Origin of the sequence: Sphingobium sp. TB-6 (genome assembly GCF_012927365.1) — a bacterium.
In the GTDB taxonomy this organism is placed as follows: Bacteria; Pseudomonadota; Alphaproteobacteria; order Sphingomonadales; family Sphingomonadaceae; genus Sphingobium.
The window spans coordinates 371,930-386,639 of sequence record NZ_JABBGL010000002.1 but is presented as its reverse complement, the minus strand read 5'-3'; the positions used below and the strand labels follow the sequence as shown (position 1 = coordinate 386,639).

Below are 14,710 nucleotides of genomic sequence, written 5' to 3'. Positions count from 1 at the left end.
GTCCAGCATATCGGACGCCCTTTTTTTAGTCATTTCGTTTCAGGCACTGGCGGCAGATATCTCGCACAACGCCTTGAACTGCGCCACCATCTGGTCCCAGCCCGGATGAAATCCCATTTCCTTGTGCTTCTCCAGCGCCTCGGCATCCCAATGGCGCGCGGTCGCGGTAAAGCGCGTCCCTTCCCCCTCATCGGCAAAGCTCCAGATCGCCGTCATGAAGGGCGTTTGCGGAATCCATCCCGAAGCATAGGCATCGGTCGTCACGACCTTCTCCTGCGGCACCACCTCCAGGATGATCCCTTCCATCGGCCCCGTATCCTCGCCATCGGGACCGAACATGCGCACCGCGCTTCGCCCGCCGGGCCGCAGATCCTCCTCTATCACCTCGGCGCGCCACGGCTTGGGGCAGAACCATTCATCCTTCAGGTCCGTCCACACTTTCCATACGATCCCGCGCGGGGCGGCGATATGGCAAGTCACCGACAGTTCGAACTCCGCCACGCTCATGGCAATTTCCCTTCGAAAGCCGCCTTCATCCGGGCGGTATCCAGCTTCTGCATGGTCATCATCTCCGTCATCATCCGCTGGATGCCCGGCCTGTCGCCGGTCTTGTAGAGGTCCATGACCTCCTGGGTCACCAACTGCCAGGACAGGCCATATTTGTCCTTCAGCCAGCCGCATGGCCCCGGCGAACCGCCATCGGCGGTCAAGGCGTCGAAATAACGATCGATCTCCGCCTGATCCTTGCAGGCGACGGACAGCGACACCGCCTCGGTAAAGCCGAACTTCGGCCCGCCGTTGAGCGCCTGATAGCTGTCCCCGAACAGGGTGAATTCGACCAGCAGCACATCCCCGCCCTTGAACGGGCTGGGGCTGGGATTGTCATCGGGATAGCGGCTGATGAAATCCACCGACCCGCCGAAGATCGAGACGTAGAAGCGCGCAGCCTCCTCCGCCTGCCCGTTATACCACAGGCAGGGTGAAATTTTTGACATGGTTCCTCTCCCTATCCCTCGGCCGAGCGCATGCCCACCAGCGCGAACATCGCGCCCTGCGGATCGGTTGCCTGGATGATCCAGGCGCCGCCCGGCACCTCCATCGGCCCATTCAGCACGGTGCCGCCGCCAGCCTTCACCTTCTCCTTCGCGGCGTCGATATCCGGCACGACAAAATAGAAAAGCCACGCCGGAACGGGCACTTCCTTGGGACGCGGCATGATGCCGCCGGTCATGCTCTGGAAGTCGGTACCGCCGGTCTGGGAGACAAGCTGATAGTTGCCCATCTCGCCCATATCCATGGCCTCGCCCTTCGCCCATCCGAACTGGCCCGTGTAGAAGGCCAGATCGGCGTCGAAATCGCCGCTATACAGCTCATGCCAGCCGACATGCCCGTTCGCCATGGGGGACGGCGCGTCCATCCCGTCGGGACTGGACCCCTTGAGCAGCATGAACACGGCTCCGCCCGGATCGGCCATCACCGCGAAACGCCCGACACCCGGAATATCCTCCGGCGCCCGCTTCACGGTTCCGCCAGCCTCGGTCAGCCGCTTCGCATCGGCGTCCACATCGGCAGAGCCGACATAGCCGCCCCACCAGGGCGACATGCCGCAGTCCCTGGCTTCCGCCGGGATCGCCATGATCCCGCCCATCGGCCCTGCACTGCCCGAAATCACCTGATAGTCATGACCACCGCCAAAGGCCTGCGCGGTCCAGCCGACGATGCCGCCATAAAAGGCGATCGCCGCCTGGGGATCGCTGGTCATGAGTTCATACCAGAAGAATTTGCCGTTCAGATCGGTCATCCCAGCCTCCTCAAGCCTTAGCGTCCAGCAGCACCTCAAACCCGCCATAGATCAACCGCGCGCCGGAAAAGGGCATGTCCTCCCCTTCCTTGGGCTGCATCCGCGGGTCGTTCATGACTTTCTCCGCGCCCGCGTCACGCGTCTCCTTGTCGGGCCATTCGATCCAGGAAAAGACGACCTCCTCATCCTCCTCCGCAATGACGGCGGTACGGAAGTCGTTGACCTTGCCGGGCTTGATGTCGTTCGCCCAGCACTCGACGATCCGCAGCGCGCCATGTTCGATGAAGATCGGCGCAGCATAGGCCGCCACTTCCCTATACCGCTCCTTGTTCCCTTTGGGCACCGGGATCACGAAACCGTCCATATAGCTCATCGCATCTCTCCTCAGAAAAGGCAGAGTTCAGGCGGCCGCTTCCTTGTTGGCCGCCAGCGCCGCTTCCATATCCATCCATGCCACTTCCCAGATATGGCCGTCCAGATCGGCAAAGTTGCGGCCATACATGAAACCATGGTCCTGCCGCGGATTGGGCTCCGTTCCGCCCGCCGCCAGCGCCTTGTCCGCCGTCGCATCGACATCCGCCCGGCTCGCTTCGCTCAACGCCAACAGCACCTGCGCGGTTTCATGCGCATCGGGAATCTTGCGCGGCGTGAAGCTCGTGAACCGCTCATGCGTCAGCAGCATGACATGGATGCTTTCCGAAAAGCTCAACATCTGCGCGCTGTCATCGGCAAAATCATTGTTCCGGATCGCGCCCACCGCCTCATAGAAGGCGATCGAGGCAGGCAGGTCCGTCACCGGCAGATTCACGAAAATCATCTTCGGAGCGGGGGCGTTCGACATCACACATCTCCTCGCGATTATCTGTTGCAGGGTCGTCGATGCGACTCACTGGCTTGAACTTCATGCACTCGCAAATTATCTTATACAACTTATAAGTTATAAAAAATAACTAGAGGCGCAGGCGATTGAAAAAACGGGCATATCAGGATGGCTGCGCGACGGCCCATGCGCTGGACCTGATCGGGGACCGATGGGCTCTCCTCATCATGCGGGAATTGATGCTCGGCCCCAAGCGCTTCACCGATCTGCGCGCCAGCCTGCCCGGAATCAGCGCCAATGTGCTGACGCAAAGGCTGGAGGAGCTGGAGGCCACCAGCATCCTCATCCGCCGCCGCCTGCCCCCGCCCGCCGCCAGCCAGATCTATGAGCTGACGCAATGGGGCCGCGAGTCGGAAATATTGTTCCAGGTGCTGGGCCGCTGGGCCTCCCGCTCGCCCACGATGCAACCGGGCATGCCCATGAGCAACGTGTCGGTGATCCTGTCGCTGCGCACCATGATCGACCGCGGCCGCATCGGTGATTTGAACGCCACCATCGGCCTGCGCTTCGGGGAGGAGGAGTTCCGCCTGATCCTGAAGAACGACGATTTCACGGCCGAGCGCGGCGAAGCGGCCGGTGCGGACGCGATCCTGTCCGGCGACCGCAATGCGCTGGCCGCCGTGATCTATGGCGATCTCACTTTTGAGGATGTCGCGGATGCGCTTCAGGTGGAGGGAGACAAGGCGTTGGCAAGGCGCTTCGTCCGCCTCTTCCCCTTGCCCACCAAAGCGCCTTCGACGGTCACGCCAGCTTCTTGAGGACCAACCCACCCAGGATCAGGACGGCGTAGACATTCTCCGCTCAATGCCCCGCGTTCAAAATCCCGAACACCTGCGCAAACTCGCCGCGCCGCTCCGCATCACGCAGGAACTTTACCCGCTCGACGCAGATTTCCTCCAAGGCAGGCTCCTGCCCCAGCAGGCCCATGACCTCCGCGATATACGCATCCAGAGGCATCATCTGCGGATTTTCCGCATGGCCCGGCATCAGGTCGGTCTGCACGCCCGGCGGGGCCAGTTCGATCACCTCTACACTGGTGCCCTTGAGCTGTTCGCGCATCGACAGCGACCAGCTATGGAGCGCCGCCTTGGTCGCGCTATAGGTCGGCGTCGCCGCCAGCGGGACAAAGGCCAGTCCCGACGTCACCGTCATCAGCGTTGCGGCGGGCTGCGCCAGCAAATGCGGCAGCAAAGCATGGGTCAGCCGGATCGGCCCCAGCAAATTGGTCACGATGGTGGCCTCTGCAACGGCAAGGTCGATCCGATTCTCCACTGTCATCATCCCGGCATTATGGATCACGACATTGAGCGCCGGGAAATCCGAAACCACCTTCCCGGCAAAGGTTGCGATCGCTTCGGGATTTTCCATATCGACGGTCAGGGCCGCCATGCCCGGATGCTCCGCGACCACGGCATCCAGCGCCGCCTGCCGCCGCCCCGCGATGATGACCTGATTGCCCGCCGCATGGAATTCATGCGCCAGCGCCGCGCCGATACCCGAACCGCCGCCGGTGATGAGGATGGTGTTGCCGCTCTTCTGCATGGGTCATCTCCTGTGAAGCCATGGTGTGAACGGCAATTTAGGGCTACACTCTCTTTTGGAAAGAAGGCACCGCGAAGTGTCATACATACTCGAAGGTGAGAAATGGCAAATCCGTTGGAAAAACGCTTCGCTCCCGATCAGATCGCTGAAGCGGAAAGCTTCATCGACACCAATCCCGAAGCGCCGCTCGACCCGCGAATCGAGCGGCTGGTGAACGATCTGATCGGCCGCATCGCTGACAAATGGACGCTGCTGGTCCTCGAACTGCTGGAGGAAAAGGGCACGCTACGCTTCACCCGCATTGCGCAGCAGGTGGAGGGCATCAGCCAGAAGATGCTGACCCAGACGCTGCGCCAGATGGAACGCGACGGCCTCCTCACCCGCACGGTCCATCCGGTGGTGCCGCCTCGCGTCGACTATGCCCTGACCCCATTGGGCAACAGTCTCAGCGCCGCCTTTTGCGGCGTCTGGGTCTGGGCGGAGCGCAATCTGGATACGGTAGAGGAATCCCGCCACCGCTTCGACGCGCGCGACTGACGGGCTAAAGCATTCTGAAATCGGCTGGAACAGCCGATGGCTCGCAGAATGCGGAAAACAAAAGATAATGAGAGCGCGCTGCGCTCAATCAGACGCAGGGCGCGCGCTCTAATTCCTTGTGGTTGCATCGCTTTAAGCGGCAAACCGGTTCCCACTTTTCCGCACGATGCTCTATTGCACGGGAATGAAGGTTTCCCGCATCGGCGTCAGCGGAAAGGTCGGCACCTCGACCCGTACCGGCGCGCCCCGCGCCATGGCCGAAGGCGGCGTCACCGGGGAGGCGGGAACGAAACCGGACGCCACTTCCTTGGGCGGCGTTGGCGGCGGCGGCAGCGGCGTGGGCGACACCACCACCGTCACCGTGCCGCCGAAGCGCGACTGCCACTCGGCCAGGCGCCGCAGATAATCGGCATAGGCCGCGTAGAAATCCTGGAACGGCTTTTCGAGCGCCGTGAGCGCCTCTGGCGCATAGGCCAGCAACTGGTTCGACGGCATCGCCAGCACCTTCGCCCCCACCTCGATCGCGACAGGGCAGAAGCTTTTCGTCACCGGCGGCAGAGCGAAGAAATTATAAACGACGGTATTCAGCAACTCCCGCGCCTTGAGCCCGCCCGTGCCGTAAGCAACCAGATAATTGCGGTCGACGGCCGCATTCGCCTCCCGCAGCGCTGCCTCATGCACATGCAATATCTGATTATACTGGATGCGCGCCGGTTCGTAGACGCCATGGCAGGAGAGCGCCGCGACGTTCAGCGCCATGCGCACATGCCAGAGTGCGGTATTGGCCGTCACTCCGCGATTGGGCGTCAGATATTTGCCATCACCGCCCACTTCCGGAATGCTCATCTCCTCGACCGCGCCCATGGGCGGCAGAGGCTTGATCGTCGGCACCACCGGGGGCGGCGGCGTGGGCGGCGGCGCCTTCTCGGGCGTGGAACAGCCTGCGATCAGCGCGAGCGCCGTGACAGATGCAAGCTCATGAAAACGGCGAACGACGGTACGCAGCGGCACCCTTACATCCCTCTGGTCATTATCCGGACAGAACAAACTCATGGCAAAGCCATGCGTTCCTGACGACCGGAACGGAACCCGGCCCATCCGGCAAGGGATTCATTTCATCCCGCCGCTTCCCTGCACAAGAACAGGGTCGGCATGAACAACCCTAGGGCCAATCGACATTCAGCCCTGACGGCCTGCAAATGGCCCTTTTCCGTGCTTCCGGTGCTCACGTACTTTTAGTACGCTGCGCTCCGGGTCACGAAAAACCACCATTTTCAGCACGTCATCATCTGAATGTCGATTGGCCCTATCCGCGCCGTTCCAGCGCCACCGCCGCTTCGTCCATCAACTGGGCGATGATATCGGTCACCGACTCTTCCTTGGACACCATGCCGACCGACTGCCCGGCCATCAGCGATCCACCTTCGACATCGCCATCGATCACCGCGCGGCGCAGCGCGCCCGCCCAATAATGTTCGATCTGAAGCTGCGCCTCGCCCATGTCGACCGCACCACTGTCCAGCAGATTGGCAACCTCGCGCTGCTTGGCGGTAAAGGCCTCGGTCCCGGCATTTTTGAGCGCGCGGACGGGAATGACCGGCAGTCGCGGATCGATCTGCACGCTGGCGATCGCATCGCGTGCCGAAGCGCGAAAGAACGCCTTCTTGAAATTGGGATGCGCGATGCTCTCGGTCGCGCAGGCAAAGCGGGTGCCAAGCTGCACGCCTGCCGCGCCCATTTCCAGATAGCCGGCGATCAACTCGCCGCGCCCGATTCCGCCCGCGACGAACACCGGAAGCTGCGCCGCCATTTCGGGCAGGATTTCCTGCGCCAGCACGCTGGTCGAGACGGGCCCGATATGGCCGCCTGCTTCCATTCCCTCGATCACCAGCGCATCGACGCCCGACCGTGCCAGCTTCTTCGCCAGCGCCAATGCGGGGGCGAAACAGATCAGCTTGGCGCCCTTTTGCTTGATGGCTTCGATGCTGCCCTTGGGCGGCAGGCCGCCTGCCAGGACAACATGTCCGACCTCATGCTTCGCGCAGACATCGATCAGTTCGAACAATTGCGGGTGCATGGTGATGAGGTTCACGCCGAAGGGCTTGGACGTCAGCGCCTTGGTCGCCGCAATTTCCTTGTCGAGCAGGTCAGGCGTCATCGCACCGCAGGCGATCACGCCAAAGCCACCCGCATTGGAGATGGCCGCCACCAGATGCCGCTCCGAAACCCAGCTCATCGCCCCGCACATGATCGCGACGTCGCAGCCCAGAAATTCGGTGCCGCGGGCCATCAGGGAAGCGAGTTTGGCGTTCGTCATGTGCAAGCCTCTAGAATCAAATAGCCCCTCCCCTTCAGGTTCAAACGAGGCACGTGACTCGTTTGAAGGGTTGGGGTGGGGGTTCTCCCCACACGCTGCTTTGTGGGGCACAGCCCCACCCCCGAAGGGGAGGGGCCGATAAATCAAGCGACCGGCGCGTCCAGCCCATAAGCGGTATGCAGCACGCGCACCGCCAGTTCGGTCTCATCCTCGTCGATCAGCACCGACACCTTGATCTCGCTGGTCGAGATGGCGAGGATGTTGATCCCGCGATCGGCCAGCGCCTGGAACATCGCCGAAGCCACGCCCGCATGGCTCTTCATGCCCACGCCGACGACCGACACCTTCGCCACCTTCGTATCGGGGATCACCCGGTTGAAGCCGATCACGTCCTTCTGGCTCTCCAGCACGTCCAGCGCCCGCGCCAGGTCCGCGCCGGGCACGGTGAAGGTCACATCGGTCTCGCCCTTGTCGCGGCCGACATTCTGGATGATCATGTCGACGTTGATCGCGGCATCGGCCAGCGGCCCGAAGATGTGCGCCACGGCGCCCGGACGATCCGGCACGCGGGTCAGGGTGATCTTCGCCTCATTCTTGTCATGGGCGATGCCGGTGATGAGCTGACGTTCCATCTTGTCTTCCTTGAGCTTGGCTTCCAGTTCCTCTTCGCTGACGATCAGCGTGCCGGGGAGGTCATCCTGGGTGGGATCATCGAAGGAGGAAAGCACCTGCACGACCACGCCTTCCTTCATGGCGAGGCCGACCGAACGGGTCTGGAGCACCTTGGCCCCGACCGAGGCCAGCTCCAGCATTTCCTCATAGGTGACGAGGTCCAGCTTGCGCGCCCGCGCCACGATGCGGGGATCGGTGGTGTAGACGCCGTCCACGTCCGTATAGATGTCGCAGCGATCCGCCTTCAGCGCCGCCGCCACCGCGACCGCAGACGTATCCGACCCGCCACGGCCCAGAGTCGAGATGCGGCCATCCTCCATCATGCCCTGGAAGCCGGGAATCACCGCGACCGTGCCCGATCGCATGGAAGCGAGCAGGTCGTTCGTGTCGATCTCTCCGATGCGTGCCTTGGAATGCGCTTCGTTGGTGCGGATGGGCAGTTGCCAGCCGAGCCAGCTCCGCGCATCCACGCCCATCGCCTTCAGCGTCATGGCGAGCAGGCCGCTCGTCACCTGCTCGCCGCTGGCGACCACCACGTCATATTCCGCCGGATCGTAGAGCGGCGAGGCTTCCTTGCAGAATCCGACCAGCCGGTCCGTGTCGCCCGCCATGGCGGAGACGACGACGGCGACTTCATGACCCTGTTCGACGACATGTTTGACTCGCGCGGCCACGTTGCGAATTCGCTCCATCCCCGCCATGGAGGTGCCGCCGAATTTCATCACGATGCGCGCCATTTGCTTGTCGAACCCGCCTGCTGAAAAGAAAGAAAATGCCCAATATGGGTACAAAAACGGCGCTCCTATTAGCAGCAGCGGCGAATATGGCAACCTCCCACCCCCCGCCCCGGCAAAGCACAGGTGGCGCGGACGTGCGGACGCTGATAGCAGGGAGCCATGGCGAACACCGTTTCCAGCACCATCGATCCCCGCGAAGCCGCGCATTTCGGCAGCATGGCCGCCGACTGGTGGGATCCCAAGGGCAGCAGCGCCATGCTGCACAAACTCAACCCCGTGCGCCTGCGCTATATCCGCGACGCCATCGACAGGCACTGGCCGGGGCATTGCCATAGCTTTCACCCCCTTACGGGCCGACGAGTACTGGACGTCGGCTGCGGCGCGGGGCTGCTCTCCGAACCGCTGGCGCGCATGGGCGCGAAGCTGACGGCGCTCGATGCTGCGGAGGAGAATATCGCCGTGGCGCGCAGCCATGCCGAGGGGCAAGGCCTTGCCATCGACTATCGTGCAACCCCGGTGGAGCAGTTGGAGGAAACCGGCTTCGATCTCGTCACATCGATGGAAGTGATCGAACATGTCACGGACCCCGCGGCCTTCATCGCCGCGCTGGCGGAAAGGCTGGCGCCGGACGGCCTGCTGATCCTCTCGACCCCCAATCGCACGCCGCTCTCCCGCATCGCCATGATCACCATTGGCGAAAGCATCGGCGGCATCCCCAAGGGCACCCATGACTGGCACAAATTCCTGAACCCCGACGAACTGACGAAGCTGCTGGAGGACGCCGGCCTGGAAGTCACCGACAGCACCGGCCTCAGCTTCACGCCCGCCAAGGGCTTCATCCTCTCGTCCAACAAGGCGATCAACTATCTGCTGACCGCCCGCCACCGGCAAAGGTGAAGGCGATGGCGGGCGATCCCCGCATCGACGCCTATATCGCGAAGCAGGCCGATTTCGCCCGGCCTATCCTCACCCATTTGCGCGCCCTGATCCACGCCGCCTCCCCCGATATTGTGGAGGCGGTGAAATGGGGCATGCCCTTCTTCACCTATCGGGATCGGAATCTCTGCAACATGGCCGGCTTCCAGCGCCATGTCGCCTTCGGCTTCTGGCATGACAAGGTGGAGCGGGAGAGCGCCAGCGAAGAAGCCATGGGCCAGTTCGGCCGGATCGCAAGCCTGAGCGACCTGCCCGCCGACGCGGACATCGCCGCTTTGCTGGCCAAGGCCATGGCGTTGATCGACGCGGGCGACAAGCCGCGCAGCAGCCTGAAGGCGCCGCGTGCGCCGCTCCCGCTGCATCCCGACTTCGCCGCCGCCATCGACGCCAATCCGGCTGCGGCCGCCATCTGGGCAAAGTTCCCGCCCGGCAAGACCCGGGACTATTGCGAATGGATCAATGATGCCCGGACCGACGCGACGCGCGACAAGCGCATCACCCAAGCGGTGGAATGGATCGCGGAGGGCAAGGGCCGCAACTGGAAATATGAAAAGCGCTGAGCTTCAGGCAGGAAAAACTGTCCTGGCCACGGATGAGAATGAATCCGGCCGCCATCGTTGATGTCGACCAACCGCAGAACGTACGACCCACGCCCGATCAATGCCGCGCAGCGCAAGACTCGCTACCTTATCCAGACCGGCAAGCCGGAGTTGGAGTCCAAGGGAACGCAGCGGGGACTAAAAAGCGCTCCGGGGTCTGATTACCCCCATGCCGCGCTCCCCCAATAACGCGGCACCTCTCCAACTCTCAGCTTACTGGTTTCGCCACCGCCACCAGCGTCGGCTGGGCGTCCGACGCGGCATCCTTTGTCGCCGCGCTGGCCGGTGCACCGGACTGGGTCTTGAGGCTCGCCGCAGCCGACTGAAGCGCGACCGCAGCCGCCTCCAGCGCCGCCGCAGCGGATTGTGGCGTGACCGGCGGCGGCGCTGCCGTCTCAGCCGCTACCGCTGTCGGTGTCACCGGATCATTGACCGGCGCCGCCGCTTTCACTGCATCCGCAGCAACCACGGCCGGAGCCGCCGCCACAGCGGTCTTCAATTCACAGACATCGCCAACCCCCGCCGGTTTGTCCGAGAAATTCCGAGCCAGCATCGGAAGTTCATTCTCACCGGCATTGGTCGCCAAGGTCAGCAGCGTATCGGCCATTTGGCAGAAACCCGCGGATTGGACGCCATCGGTATGACTATTGGCCAGCCTGGTTATAAAATCATCATAAGCACGCTGCCCGTCAGCTATGCCATTTTCTCGCATGAAGCGCAGCTTCAACGCACTATTATATTTATCGGCGTTTCCCATTCTCTCATTAAACTTATCGTATTTCGCCGTTATTTCACTATTCGTCGACCGGCACTTCAGCGATCCCAGCATCAACATGATCTGTAAATCCCTGACTCGTGCCGCTTCCACTTCATAAGGCTGCCAGCACTGTGCCTCCCCCGCAGACGCAGCACCACCCAAAAAGAGCGCAACGAAACAACTGGCGGCACCCGCCGCCATCCTCAACCTAGACATGATGGACCTCGCAGAATCGGCTGGACCCCGCAGATCGAACATTAACATTTTGCCATAAAAATGCCATTAATTATTTGTTGACAGTGACATTTATGACGCATCCGGAAACATCGCGGAATTGCGTCCTTTCCCCTATCCCGACGCCTCAAAAGGCTATTATCCATCCGGATATTTTCATCGTCCGGCGGCGCGGCTACGCCACCACCGCCTCGGCGCGAGCGATCAGCGCCTTGGCTTCCTCGACATGCATGCTCTCGATCATGCGGCCCTCGAAACGCTCGGCGCCGCCAGTCGCCGCCTCTATCAGCCGCCGCGCATCCGCCACCGCCTGGGGATCGGGACCGAATACCTGATTGGCGACCGGCACCTGGCTGGGATGAATCAGCGTCTTGCCATCGAAGCCCAGAATATGCCCCGCCGCGCATTCGCTTTCGAATCCGGTCTCATCGTCCAGCCGGTTGAACACCCCGTCGAACGCCGCGATCCGGGCCGCGCGCGCCGCCAGGATGACCGATTGCAGCGACAGCGCCAGACCGTCCCGTCCCGCCGACGGCGGAATTCCCAGATCCTGACGCAGGTCGTTATTCCCCATGAACAGCCCCTCGCAGCCCTCCGCCGCCGCGATCGCCTGCGCCGCAACGACGCCGGCGGCGCTTTCGATCATCGCGATCACCGGCTTCTGGCAGACGCTGAACACATCCTTCACCTGGCGGGGATTTTCCACCTTGGGCAGCACGACATAGTCGGCGGCGGACGCCTTGAGCGCCACCATCTCCCGCCCATGCGACGGCGCGCCCTCGACATTGATGCGCACCGCGCAGAGACGCCCGCCAAAGCCCTCCGCCACGGCTTCGACCGCATTGGCCAGCGCCTCTTCCTTGCGATCGTCGGGCACCGCATCCTCCAGATCCAGGATCACCATGTCGCAGGGCAGGGTCCGCGCCTTGGCGATGGCGCGGGGGTTCGACGCGGGCAGGAACAGCAGCGATCGGGCGTGGCGCAACAACATGATGAAACTCCTATCACTTTGCCTTTTCCCATTCATGATTTCACGTCATAGTCCAAGCGGATTTCAGGGGGGAAGCAGCGATGCTGACGACATTCGCACTGACGGTGACATTCCTGGTGCTGTTTTATCTGGCGGTGAGCGTCAAGGTCGTGCGCCAAGGCTATCAATATACCATCGAACGCTTCGGCCGCTTCACGGAAGTCGCGCGCCCCGGCCTCAATTTCTATCCCGCCTTCTTCTATGCGGTGGGGCGGAAGATCAACATGATGGAACAGGTGGTCGACATTCCGGGGCAGGAGATCATCACCAAGGACAATGCGATGGTCTCGGTCGACGGCGTCGTGTTCTTCCAGGTGCTGGACGCGGCCAAGGCGGCCTATGAGGTGTCGGAACTCTATGTCGCGATCATGCAGCTCGCCACCACCAACCTTCGCACGGTGATGGGGTCGATGGACCTCGACGAAACCCTCTCCAAGCGCGACGAGATCAACGCCCGCCTGCTGTCGGTGGTCGATCATGCCACCAATGCCTGGGGCATCAAGATCACCCGCGTCGAACTCAAGGACATCCGCCCGCCCGCCGACATCGTCAACGCCATGGGCCGCCAGATGAAGGCCGAGCGTGAGAAGCGCGCCCTCATTCTGGAATCGGAAGGCCTGCGCGCCTCGGAAATCCTGAAGGCCGAAGGCCAGAAGCAGAGCCAGATATTGGAGGCGGAAGGCCGCCGCGAAGCCGCCTTCCGCGATGCCGAAGCCCGCGAACGCGAGGCGGAGGCAGAAGCCAAGGCGACGCAGATGGTGTCCGACGCCATCGCGAATGGCAATGCGCAGGCGATCAACTATTTCATCGCCCAGAAATATGTCGAGGCGGTGAGCCAGTTCGCCACTTCGCCTAATGCCAAGACGATCCTTTTCCCGGTCGAGGCGACCCAATTGATCGGCACTTTGGGCGGCATCGGCGCGCTGGCGAAGGAGGCATTGGGGGAAATCACGCCGCCTCCACCCCCTGCCGCGCCGCCGCGCCGCGGCCCGTTCGGGCAGGGGCAGGCATGACCGACTGGCTCGCCATGCTGGACGATCATTGGGGCTGGCTGGTCTTCGCCGCGCTGCTCGGCGTGGCCGAGGTTCTGATACCCGGCGTGTTCCTGATCTGGGTCGCGCTGGCCGCCGCCGTGACGGGCCTTGCGGCCCTCGCCTTCCCGATCTCCGTGCCTCTCCAGTTGCTGCTTTTCGCGGGCCTTTGCCTGGTGTCGGTATGGGGCGGGCGGCGCTGGTACACCGCCAATCCGGTGGATTCGCAGGATCCGCTGCTCAACGACCGCACGGCGCGACTGGTGGGAGAGATCGTCACCGTCGTCGAACCGATCGACAATGGGCATGGGCGGGTGAAGGTGGGGGACAGCGTCTGGTCCTGCCGTGGTCCCGACGCCCCGGTCGGAACAAGGGTCAGGGTGATCGGAGCGGAGGCATCGGAGTTGAAGGTGGAACTGGCCTGAGAGCAGCAGTTATAGGTGTGGAACGGCCAAAACCCGCCTCACCTACCCCACCCGATACCACCCCGCCACTCGATCCAGCGCCAGCGTCAGCACCAGTTTGCCCGCGCGGCTCGGCCAGCCCAGCGCCTTTTCCGCCGCGACCAGCCCTTCGCCCGCGCAAACGACGCGCCACAGCACATCGGCCAGTCCCGGCCCCGCCGCGCGGATCGCGCCGTCGAACCGTTCCCGCGCAGACAGTTGCGCAAGGCCCGGCTCGACCGTCCCCGCCCCTCTGCCCTGCCGCTGCCCCGGCGCCGCATCCCAGCGCATGGTGATTCGCGGCCCCAGCCCCGCCTTTTCCCAATCCGCGCGCAGCCTGTCCCCGGCGAGATAATGCCGCTCGCTCAAATGCCCCCGCGCATGCAGCCAGGCGAGCGGCGATTCGTGCAGATTGACCGCCACCTTCTGCGCCCGACCGAAGGGATCCTCTATGATCTGTTCGACAAATTGCATCGCCATGGCGCGTCTCCCTACTGGAACTGGATGCAAGGGGACTTGCCACGCCCATCAGTTTGTAGGAAAGCATAAAAACCAAATAGGTAAAAAATAGGACGAGATATGATCACCCGCATCCGGGAGGTACGCAAAGCCAAGGGACTGACGTTGGAGCAGGTCGGCGCGTTATGCGTTCCCCCGACCACCGCCCAGACCATCGGCCGGCTGGAAACCGGCACCCGAACCGTATCGGTCAACTGGCTGAACCGCATCGCCAAGGCATTGGGCGTCGCCTCTTCCGAACTGGTCGCCCTGCCCGGCCAGAATGTCGTGCCGGTCGCCGCGCTGCTGGGGCCGGAGGGCGCCCGCGCGCCGACCCGGCCGCTCTCCCTTCCCCCTCCAGCGCCCGTCGATGCGATGGTCGGCGTTCAAGTATCGGGCAGCATCGGGGATTACCGCAGCGGTGATGAAATCTGGTGCCGCCGCATCCTGCCCGACGAATTTTCCAGCGTGCTCAACCGCGACCTGCTGCTGCCGCGCCATGCCGGACGCTTTCTGTTCGGACGGCTGATCGGGCGCGAGGACGACCGGCTGCACATCCTTCCTTTGGGCAGCGGTACGCGCCAGCAGGTGATAAGTGACCCACCTTGGGGCGCCGTGGCCGTCCAACTGGTGAGACGACTGTAGACAAAGGCGATTTCATCCTTAACCCTGCCCTGACCATGGTTGACGCGAAGC

Annotated in this window: 19 protein-coding genes; 7 read left to right on the top strand and 12 right to left on the bottom strand. The window is 63.0% G+C overall.

What is annotated here, in order from left to right; genetic code table 11:
- Positions 1 to 39 precede the first annotated feature (39 nt).
- From HHL26_RS05075 to HHL26_RS05055, 5 genes are read right to left on the bottom strand one after another with little or no spacing between them, the layout of a single operon-like run.
- Positions 40 to 507: an SRPBCC domain-containing protein gene (locus tag HHL26_RS05075; protein WP_066555383.1), complete on the bottom strand. Its 468-nt coding sequence runs from the start codon at positions 505 to 507 to the stop codon at positions 40 to 42.
- Positions 504 to 995: a VOC family protein gene (locus HHL26_RS05070; protein ID WP_066555382.1), complete on the bottom strand. Its 492-nt coding sequence runs from the start codon at positions 993 to 995 to the stop codon at positions 504 to 506. Before HHL26_RS05070 ends, HHL26_RS05075 begins: the two co-directional genes overlap by 4 nt.
- Before the next feature lie 11 nt (positions 996 to 1,006).
- Positions 1,007 to 1,801: a VOC family protein gene (locus HHL26_RS05065; protein ID WP_066555380.1), complete on the bottom strand. Its 795-nt coding sequence runs from the start codon at positions 1,799 to 1,801 to the stop codon at positions 1,007 to 1,009.
- A gap of 10 nt (positions 1,802 to 1,811) precedes the next feature.
- Positions 1,812 to 2,174, bottom strand: coding sequence for a DUF1428 domain-containing protein (locus HHL26_RS05060; protein WP_066555377.1), 363 nt, complete (start codon positions 2,172 to 2,174; stop codon positions 1,812 to 1,814).
- A 27-nt stretch (positions 2,175 to 2,201) separates the two neighbouring features.
- Positions 2,202 to 2,642, bottom strand: coding sequence for a VOC family protein (locus HHL26_RS05055; protein ID WP_066555374.1), 441 nt, complete (start codon positions 2,640 to 2,642; stop codon positions 2,202 to 2,204).
- A gap of 125 nt (positions 2,643 to 2,767) precedes the next feature.
- On the opposite strand from HHL26_RS05055, the gene HHL26_RS05050 reads away from it, so the two are divergent.
- Positions 2,768 to 3,439, top strand: a complete 672-nt coding sequence (locus HHL26_RS05050) for a winged helix-turn-helix transcriptional regulator (RefSeq protein ID WP_066555366.1) — start codon at positions 2,768 to 2,770, stop codon at positions 3,437 to 3,439.
- 43 nt (positions 3,440 to 3,482) lie between these two features.
- Here HHL26_RS05050 and HHL26_RS05045 read toward each other — a convergent pair whose 3' ends face one another.
- Positions 3,483 to 4,223, bottom strand: coding sequence for an SDR family oxidoreductase (locus HHL26_RS05045; protein ID WP_066555365.1), 741 nt, complete (start codon positions 4,221 to 4,223; stop codon positions 3,483 to 3,485).
- A 102-nt stretch (positions 4,224 to 4,325) separates the two neighbouring features.
- Between HHL26_RS05045 and HHL26_RS05040 the strand changes: the two genes are divergently transcribed.
- Positions 4,326 to 4,760, top strand: a complete 435-nt coding sequence (locus HHL26_RS05040) for a helix-turn-helix domain-containing protein (protein WP_066555363.1) — start codon at positions 4,326 to 4,328, stop codon at positions 4,758 to 4,760.
- Between the two features lie 171 nt (positions 4,761 to 4,931).
- On the opposite strand, the gene HHL26_RS05035 is transcribed toward HHL26_RS05040, so the two are convergent.
- From HHL26_RS05035 to HHL26_RS05025, 3 genes are all read right to left on the bottom strand, one after another.
- Complete coding sequence (locus HHL26_RS05035) at positions 4,932 to 5,771, bottom strand: hypothetical protein (protein ID WP_169575944.1); 840 nt, start codon at positions 5,769 to 5,771, stop codon at positions 4,932 to 4,934.
- A gap of 295 nt (positions 5,772 to 6,066) precedes the next feature.
- Positions 6,067 to 7,077 carry a nitronate monooxygenase gene (locus HHL26_RS05030; RefSeq protein ID WP_066555347.1) on the bottom strand — a complete coding sequence of 337 codons (1,011 nt, stop codon included), beginning with the start codon at positions 7,075 to 7,077 and terminating at the stop codon, positions 6,067 to 6,069.
- 143 nt (positions 7,078 to 7,220) lie between these two features.
- Positions 7,221 to 8,486, bottom strand: a complete 1,266-nt coding sequence (locus HHL26_RS05025) for an aspartate kinase (RefSeq protein WP_066555346.1) — start codon at positions 8,484 to 8,486, stop codon at positions 7,221 to 7,223.
- Positions 8,487 to 8,645: 159 nt separating this feature from the next.
- Between HHL26_RS05025 and ubiG the strand changes: the two genes are divergently transcribed.
- The gene (gene ubiG / locus HHL26_RS05020) at positions 8,646 to 9,383 is read left to right on the top strand and encodes a bifunctional 2-polyprenyl-6-hydroxyphenol methylase/3-demethylubiquinol 3-O-methyltransferase UbiG (RefSeq protein WP_066555344.1); all 738 of its coding nucleotides are present in this window, start codon (positions 8,646 to 8,648) and stop codon (positions 9,381 to 9,383) included.
- Between the two features lie 5 nt (positions 9,384 to 9,388).
- Entirely contained in the window at positions 9,389 to 9,982 is a 594-nt protein-coding gene (locus HHL26_RS05015) for a YdeI/OmpD-associated family protein (RefSeq protein ID WP_066561453.1), read from the top strand.
- 247 nt (positions 9,983 to 10,229) lie between these two features.
- Here HHL26_RS05015 and HHL26_RS05010 read toward each other — a convergent pair whose 3' ends face one another.
- Both HHL26_RS05010 and HHL26_RS05005 read right to left on the bottom strand, forming a co-directional pair.
- The gene (locus HHL26_RS05010) at positions 10,230 to 10,979 is read right to left on the bottom strand and encodes a hypothetical protein (protein WP_240962339.1); all 750 of its coding nucleotides are present in this window, start codon (positions 10,977 to 10,979) and stop codon (positions 10,230 to 10,232) included.
- A gap of 208 nt (positions 10,980 to 11,187) precedes the next feature.
- Complete coding sequence (locus HHL26_RS05005) at positions 11,188 to 12,003, bottom strand: CoA ester lyase (protein ID WP_066555337.1); 816 nt, start codon at positions 12,001 to 12,003, stop codon at positions 11,188 to 11,190.
- 80 nt (positions 12,004 to 12,083) lie between these two features.
- Between HHL26_RS05005 and HHL26_RS05000 the strand changes: the two genes are divergently transcribed.
- Together HHL26_RS05000 and HHL26_RS04995 are read left to right on the top strand one after the other, a co-directional pair.
- Positions 12,084 to 13,055, top strand: coding sequence for an SPFH domain-containing protein (locus HHL26_RS05000; RefSeq protein ID WP_066555334.1), 972 nt, complete (start codon positions 12,084 to 12,086; stop codon positions 13,053 to 13,055).
- Entirely contained in the window at positions 13,052 to 13,498 is a 447-nt protein-coding gene (locus HHL26_RS04995) for an NfeD family protein (protein WP_066555332.1), read from the top strand. Before HHL26_RS05000 ends, HHL26_RS04995 begins: the two co-directional genes overlap by 4 nt.
- 42 nt (positions 13,499 to 13,540) lie before the next feature.
- Here the strand turns inward: HHL26_RS04995 and HHL26_RS04990 are convergent, their stop codons facing one another.
- The gene (locus HHL26_RS04990) at positions 13,541 to 13,996 is read right to left on the bottom strand and encodes a DUF6456 domain-containing protein (RefSeq protein WP_066555329.1); all 456 of its coding nucleotides are present in this window, start codon (positions 13,994 to 13,996) and stop codon (positions 13,541 to 13,543) included.
- A 99-nt stretch (positions 13,997 to 14,095) separates the two neighbouring features.
- On the opposite strand from HHL26_RS04990, the gene HHL26_RS04985 reads away from it, so the two are divergent.
- Positions 14,096 to 14,659, top strand: coding sequence for a helix-turn-helix transcriptional regulator (locus HHL26_RS04985; RefSeq protein WP_066555326.1), 564 nt, complete (start codon positions 14,096 to 14,098; stop codon positions 14,657 to 14,659).
- The last annotated feature ends 51 nt before the right edge of the window (positions 14,660 to 14,710 follow it).